Annotated in this window: 4 protein-coding genes; 2 read left to right on the forward strand and 2 right to left on the reverse strand. The window is 68.5% G+C overall.

Annotated features, from left to right (window positions below):
- Positions 1-200: 200 nt before the first annotated feature.
- The gene (locus ACFWPJ_RS15265) at positions 201-749 is read right to left on the reverse strand and encodes a hypothetical protein (protein WP_378851577.1); all 549 of its coding nucleotides are present in this window, start codon (positions 747-749) and stop codon (positions 201-203) included.
- Positions 750-806: 57 nt separating this feature from the next.
- Positions 807-1196, reverse strand: a complete 390-nt coding sequence (locus tag ACFWPJ_RS15270) for a DUF4189 domain-containing protein (protein ID WP_378851580.1) — start codon at positions 1194-1196, stop codon at positions 807-809.
- A gap of 296 nt (positions 1197-1492) precedes the next feature.
- On the opposite strand from ACFWPJ_RS15270, the gene ACFWPJ_RS15275 reads away from it, so the two are divergent.
- Positions 1493-4042 carry a DNA translocase FtsK gene (locus ACFWPJ_RS15275; protein WP_378851583.1) on the forward strand — a complete coding sequence of 850 codons (2550 nt, stop codon included), beginning with the start codon at positions 1493-1495 and terminating at the stop codon, positions 4040-4042.
- A 448-nt stretch (positions 4043-4490) separates the two neighbouring features.
- Positions 4491-5471, forward strand: coding sequence for a TerC family protein (locus ACFWPJ_RS15280; protein ID WP_378851586.1), 981 nt, complete (start codon positions 4491-4493; stop codon positions 5469-5471).
- The last annotated feature ends 29 nt before the right edge of the window (positions 5472-5500 follow it).

The raw sequence follows: 5500 nt of genomic DNA on the forward strand, positions 1-5500 counted from the left end.
TTGGGTCTCTTTTGTGTGGTCCCACCCGGCTTAAGACCTTGCCCACGCGCACCCTAAACACCCGGCGCCCCCCCCAATCGCGCGGGGGGGGCCCCCCCCCCCCCCCGCGCCTGCGTGATCTACTAACCGCCTAACACCAGCAGTGTTGCGACGACCGCTTGAAACCTCCGTGTCGCCCGGCGGGTTTCGTTCCTCCAGCGTCAGGCCTGGCAGGCCGCGGAGTCGAGCTTGGCCGACTTCACGATGTTGCAGGTGAACACGTGCGACACGCGCCAGCCGCCCTCGGAGGCCACGAATTCCACGGTCGCGCCCTGGACCGGCGTGCCGTCGATGGTGACATCGGCGGGCGCCTTCACCTTGCCGTCGGCGGGCGTGCCGACGCTGGTGATCTTGGCCTTGACGTTGTTCTTCTTCGCCGCCTCGACGAACTTGTCGACCAGGTTCGGGTCGCGCTCGGCGTCCTCGATGAAGGTCGCCTTCTCCTCGGCGGTCAGCTGACCGGCCATGGCCTTGTCCAGGCGGGCGTTGAGCTCGTCCACCGTCGGCGCGGGCAGCACCGGCACGGTGGTGGTCATCGGCGCGTCACCCTCCTGGGTGCCCTCCACCTTCTTGCCGTCCTCGAACGCGGCGCCCGCGGTGGTTGTCGGGGCCCCGGCGGAGGGCTCGCTGTCGCTGCTGCACGCGGTCAAGCCGAGCGCGGCGGCGGCCGCCGTCACGGCGACCGCCGTCTTGAACATGCGGTTGTTCACTGATCTCCCCAATTGAGATATGGCGCCGGAGTGACTGTCCGGCGGGTGGTGCGCGACTTAGAGCTCGTAGCCCGAAGTGCAGTTCCAGTTGATGATGGTGGCCGCGCCGCGGTTGGCGTTGAGCGCGCCGCGCTTGGCCGCCCGCAGCGAGGACGCCGAGGCCCAGCTGTAGGAGCGGCTCGACTCGGCGAGCGCGCCACACCCGTTGCGCCACGAGATCTTCACGTCGCACCCGGCGCCGCCCCCGCTACGCTGGCAACCAGCCATGGCGGCAGACTCGGCCGCGGCGTAGCTGCCGTAGTTGGCGGTGATGCTGGACGCGCCGTTGCGCGAGAGCGCGAGCGCGCCGTAGTTGTTGGCCTGCGCCTGCGCCGGCGCGATGTGGCCGCCCAGCAGCGCGCCGATGGTCGCGGTCATGACCACCGCGCCGGTGAAAACTCTTTTCACTTGATTCCCCTCGTAATTCCTGGCCACAACCTGGTGGGCCGGGTGACAACGTACCGACCGTTGCGTCCTCCGCGCCACCCGCGGCGCCCGGATTCGAGCCGATCACAAGGGATCTGAAAGATTTTGCTCAGGTCGCGCGAGCGCCGCAACACCGCGAAACGCGGTCGCCGGCGAGATTTCCCCGTGCTGACCGGGGCCCCGCGACCTGCGCATCCGGGTGAGATCACGGTCGCAACCGGGGTGGGACCAGTGTTGCGGATGGTCCGGGCGGTGTCCGAGCGGCTAGCCTGATGGTCATGGCAGGTAAGTCCCGCAGCACCACGACCTCTCGGGCGCGGGCGGGATCGAGCAGGGGGCAGACGCCGTCGGCGCGATCTCGTTCGACGACTCCGCGAGCGTCGGCGGCGCCACGCGGGCGCACCGCAGCAGCGCGCAGGCCGGTCAAGCGCGCGTCGAACACCGCGCCGCTGGCGGTGATCGGGCGCGGCGTCGGCAGCGGCTGGACCATGCTGGCCCGCGGCGTCGGCGCCACCACCCGCACGCTGAGCCGGGCCGGTGAGATCGAGCACGGGCACCGGCGCGACGGAATCGGCTTGGCGCTCATCGCGGTCAGCGCGGTCATCGCCGCCGCCATGTGGATGTCGGCAGGCGGTCCGGTCGGGCGTTTCCTCGAAGACGTCGTGCGCGCGATCGCGGGAACGGCGGGCGGGCTGGCCCCGCTGCTGTTCATCGCGCTCGCCGTGCTGCTCATGCGCACCCAGCCGCATCCGGAGATCCGGCCGCGGCTGGTGCTGGGCGGGCTGCTCGTCGTGCTGCCCGCGCTGGGCGTGTGGCATCTGGCCGCCGGGTCACCCACCGACGCCCACGGACGTTCGCGGGCGGCGGGCGCGCTCGGCTACGCCATCGGCGGTCCGCTCGGGCAGGGGCTCACGCCGTGGCTGGCATTGCCGATCCTGCTGCTGGCCATGGTGTTCGGCGTGTTGCTGCTCACCGGGACCACGGTGCGCGAGGTGCCATCGGCCCTGCGCGAGTACTTCGGCCTCGGCGAGCATGCCGGCGACGACGACCCGTACGACCCGGCCAACTACGACGCCGACGGATTCCCGGTGCACCGCAACGGGACCCGCCGCCGTGGCCGGACCCCCGACGACAACTACCCGCCCGACGAGTTCGGCGGCTCCGACGCGCTCACCGAGTCCCTCGGCGAACCGCCGCTGCGTGACGCCAAGCCGATCGTCGACGAACCGCCCGCGCCCGCACCGAAACCGGCGCGGAAACGCCCGCCCGCCAAGGTCGTCGACCAGACCCCGTCCGCACCGCCGGAGCCGGAGTTCGTCACCGACCGCGTCATCGACGGCGACTACACGCTGCCCCCGCTGACCCTGCTGATCGACGGCGATCCGCCCAAGAAGCGTTCGGCCGCCAACGAATCGATGATCGAGGCGATCACCGAGGTGCTGGTGCAGTTCAAGATCGACGCCGCCGTCACCGGTTTCGTGCGCGGCCCGACCGTCACCCGCTACGAGGTGGAGCTGGGCCCCGGCGTCAAGGTCGAGAAGATCACCGCGCTGGCCCGCAACCTCGCCTACGCGGTCGCCACCGAGAACGTGCGACTGCTCGCGCCGATCCCCGGCAAGTCGGCCGTCGGTATCGAAGTGCCCAACGCCGACCGCGAGTTGGTGCGCCTGGCCGATGTGCTCAAGTCGCCGCACACCCGCAACGACCATCATCCGCTGGTGATCGGGCTCGGCAAGAACATCGAGGGCGAGTTCGTCTCGGCGAACCTGGCCAAGATGCCGCACCTGCTGGTGGCGGGCTCCACCGGTTCCGGTAAGTCCAGCTTCGTCAACTCGATGCTGATCTCGCTGCTGCACCGGGCCACCCCGGAGGAGGTCAGGATGATCCTGATCGACCCGAAGATGGTGGAACTCACGCCGTATGAAGGCATTCCGCACCTGATCACGCCCATCATCACCCAGCCGAAGAAGGCCGCCGCCGCGCTGGCCTGGCTGGTCGAGGAGATGGAACAGCGCTATCAGGACATGCAGGCCAACAAGGTCCGCCACATCGACGACTTCAACAAGAAGGTGAAATCGGGCCAGATCACCGCGCCGCTGGGCAGCGAGCGCGTCTACCGGCCCTACCCGTACATCCTGGCCATCGTCGACGAGCTCGCCGACCTGATGATGACCGCGCCGCGTGACGTCGAGGACGCGATCGTGCGGATCACCCAGAAGGCGCGCGCGGCGGGCATCCACCTGGTGCTGGCCACCCAGCGCCCGTCGGTGGACGTGGTCACCGGCCTGATCAAGACCAATGTGCCCTCCCGCCTTGCCTTCGCGACCTCCTCGCTCACCGACTCGCGCGTCATCCTGGACCAGCCGGGTGCGGAGAAGCTGATCGGCATGGGCGACGGGCTGTTCCTGCCGATGGGCGCGGGCAAGCCGACTCGCCTGCAGGGTGCGTTCATCTCCGACGAGGAGATCCACGCGGTCGTCGAGTTCAGCAAGACCCAGGCCGAACCCGATTACCAGGAGGGCGTCACCGCCGCCAAGGCAGGCGAGGTCAAGGACGTCGACCCCGATATCGGCGACGACATGGACGTGCTGCTGCAGGCCGTGGAACTCGTGGTCACCTCGCAGTTCGGCTCGACCTCCATGCTGCAGCGCAAGCTGCGCGTCGGCTTCGCCAAGGCGGGCCGGTTGATGGACCTGATGGAGACGCGTGGCGTCGTCGGGCCCAGCGAGGGCTCCAAGGCGCGCGATGTGCTGATCAAGCCCGACGAGCTCGACGGGCTGCTGTGGTCGATCCGGGGCGGCGACCCCGGCGGCGCTGAGGACGAATAGGTCGGTGCGCGTTGCTGGTTTGCTCTGACCGTGCCGGAAGCATGCGGCGACGAACGAGGAGGGACCGGAGGCGCGGAGGCGTACGGGTGTGGGGGAGGGGCCTGGATCAGGCCGGTGCGAGGCCGGTCAGCAGGCGACGCGGACGCACGAAAGGCGTTGCGGCAGCCCGGCACCCAGGAGTAGCCGGTGCATATCGACACGGCGTTCGTATTGCGCGGTGGATCCGTTCACGGCTAGCTCCTCTCGGGGTGCGGGGTCTTGCGACGATGCGTCGACGGTAGCAGCGCGGGATGCGCCGCGAAACGGATTTATCCGACGCGCCGACGGGGCAGGTGCAGGTCAGGGCGCGTGTGTGTGAAATCATGGCGGGCAATCGTTCCGCAAAGCCGACTGAAACGGACATTTCGGGCATGATGGACCGCATGAACTTCATCGATCGGACCACCACATGCAGGTGACCGCGCTCGAGTGGGTGATCACCGGTCTGGTGATCCTCGGATTGTTCGTCTTCGACTTCTTCGCCCATGTGCGGACACCGCACGAACCGACGTTCAAGGAATCCGGCTTCTGGTCGGCCGTCTACATCGGCCTGGCACTGTTGTTCGGCCTGTTCGTCGCCTGGAAATGGGGCGGCACCTTCGCCGGGGAGTACTACGCGGGTTTCGTCACCGAGAAGGCGCTCTCGGTCGACAACCTGTTCATCTTCCTGATCATCATGAGCACCTTCGCCGTGCCGCGGATCTACCAGCAGAAGGTGCTGCTGATCGGCATCGTGCTGGCGCTGGTGATGCGCGGTGTGTTCATCGCCGTCGGCGCGGCCGCGATCAGCGCGTTCAGCTGGGTGTTCTACCTGTTCGGCGCGTTCCTGATCTACACCGCGATCAACCTGCTGCGCGAGAGCGGGCACGAGGTCGAGCACGAGCAGCAACGCGACAGCCGGATCGTCGCGCTGGCCAAGCGGATCCTGCCCACCACCGACCAGTACGACGGCGACAAACTCGTCACCCGGATCGACGGCAAACGCGTGGTGACCCCGCTGCTGCTGGCGCTGCTGGCCATCGGCTTCGCCGACCTGCTCTTCGCCCTGGACTCGATTCCGGCCATCTACGGCCTCACCGAGCAGCCCTACCTGGTGTTCACGGCCAACGCCTTCGCGCTGATGGGCCTGCGGCAGCTGTACTTCCTCATCGGCGGCCTGCTCGACCGCCTGGTGTACCTGTCCTACGGCCTGGCCGCCATCCTGGCGTTCATCGGCATCAAGCTGGTCCTGCACGCCCTGCACGAGAACACGCTGCCGTTCATCAACGGTGGTGAGCATGTGAGCGTGCCGGAGATCTCCACGCCGGTGTCGCTGAGCGTGATCATCGGCATCCTGATCGTCGCGACGGTGGCGAGCCTGCTGAAGACCCGCAACACCACCTCCTCCTGACCGCGCACTGCCCGCGACCACCATGGTCG

Origin of the sequence: Nocardia sp. NPDC058497 (genome assembly GCF_042720195.1) — a bacterium.
Lineage (GTDB): Bacteria > Actinomycetota > Actinomycetes > Mycobacteriales > Mycobacteriaceae > Nocardia.